Origin of the sequence: Dactylosporangium sp. NPDC048998, from assembly GCF_043197855.1 — a bacterium.
GTDB lineage: Bacteria > Actinomycetota > Actinomycetes > Mycobacteriales > Micromonosporaceae > Dactylosporangium.
This window is the reverse complement of record NZ_JBICTV010000104.1, coordinates 1-1,303: the sequence shown is the minus strand read 5'-3', so window position 1 is coordinate 1,303 and position 1,303 is coordinate 1. Positions and strand designations below refer to the sequence as shown.

At 68.4% G+C, this 1,303-nt stretch carries 2 protein-coding genes and 1 pseudogene; all 3 read right to left on the bottom strand.

Annotated features, from left to right (window positions below):
- Nucleotides 1–440, bottom strand: a pseudogene (locus ACGFI8_RS48030) (hypothetical protein); the annotation flags it as partial.
- A gap of 42 nt (nucleotides 441–482) precedes the next feature.
- Nucleotides 483–758 (bottom strand): hypothetical protein, encoded by a 276-nt coding sequence (locus ACGFI8_RS48025; protein WP_392815836.1) that lies wholly within the window; start codon nucleotides 756–758, stop codon nucleotides 483–485.
- A 4-nt stretch (nucleotides 759–762) separates the two neighbouring features.
- Entirely contained in the window at nucleotides 763–960 is a 198-nt protein-coding gene (locus tag ACGFI8_RS48020; protein WP_392815834.1) for a hypothetical protein, read from the bottom strand.
- Between the last annotated feature and the right edge of the window lie 343 nt (nucleotides 961–1,303).

Here is a 1,303-nt window from a genome sequence, read left to right as displayed (position 1 = left end):
TCGTAGACGGTGCCGGCGATGGCGTATCCGTTCGCGCAGGCCGCGTCCTGCAACGCAGCGGGCTTCGCCGCGCGTTGGTAGAACTCCGGACTGTCACGCAGGGCGTTCAGCAGCGTGGTGACGGTGACGGGGCAGGGATCCGTGGTCGACCTGGTGGGTGGGGCGGCGGTCCCGGACGGATGGGCGGCGGCCGTGGTGCCGGTCGTCGGGTTGGTGATCGCGCCGGTGGGGGTGGCAGGGCCGGTGGAGGTGGAAGGGCCGGTGGAGGTGGAGGGGAGGGCCGGTGCCGTCGACGCTGCCGGGGTGGTCGCGGTGGTGGTGGCCGGTGCGGATTCGGCGGCCGGCCGGCTGTCGGACGAGCACCCGGCGAGGGCGGACAGGCCGACAACGGCCATGGTCAGGCCGGCGGTGGTGGCCAGGAATCGCAGCGAGGTCGGCATCGAGTGCTCCAATTCATGCGGTGCGGACTGTTGGACGAATGGTCAGGAATTGCGACCGGTGAGCCGCCAGCCGATGAATGACGGCTGACGTAGCGCATCTCGGCAGATGCGGCGCGCGTTTGTTTCGGCTGTTTCGCGATTGCGTGCCAGGCAGAAGAGTCCGACCTGCAGGCCATCCGGCCCGGCGCGGGTGCTGATGTGTTCCAAGCCGTCGCCCGGCGTCGCTTCCGCCCTGATCGCCTTGACCAGCAGGTTCGGTTCGAGGACCGGGAACGCGGCTCGGGCGGTCCGCTCGATTGCGACGGTGACCAGGTACATCACGTCACCCCCAGATCGCGCCGTCGGGGTGCGCGGGCGGGTTGGTCGACGGGGACGGAGCGGGGTTGGACGGGGTCACCGTGACGCCGTCAGCCCGCGTCGGCCCAGGTCCGGAGGCCGCCGCCGTCTGCAGCGCGAAAAACGCGACCACGGCCAGGAGAATGGCTCCGATGATGCCGATCCGGCGGACTGAAAAAGACATGGCTTCGCCCCTGTTCGATAGCGTTGATTGATGTCACCGCAGTTCTTGCGATATTCCCCGGTGGCGTTTTCCCCTCCGGTGAGGACTACTTTTCCGGAACCGGAGGCAGACGGGAAGGCTTTGCGCTTGTCCCCTTCCGGCCTGACCGGAACCGTCCACGCGGGAACCCCGGATCGGCGAAACACCAGATGGCGACGAGGGCCGGAACACGTCCGGCTCGCATGGTGATCGGCCCCTTGCTCCGCGCCTACCCCGCTGGGAGGATCACATCGATCGATCCGCGGGGGATCGCAGCACGGGGGAAGTACATGCTTGAGTTCTTCGGTCTGGACACGACCGCAGA

Excerpts from the sequence above, each read along its gene's own strand:
- ACGFI8_RS48025 (WP_392815836.1), bottom strand. The coding sequence starts at position 758 with ATGTACCTGGTCACCGTCGCAATCGAGCGGACCGCCCGAGCCGCGTTC.
- ACGFI8_RS48020 (WP_392815834.1), bottom strand. The coding sequence starts at position 960 with ATGTCTTTTTCAGTCCGCCGGATCGGCATCATCGGAGCCATTCTCCTG.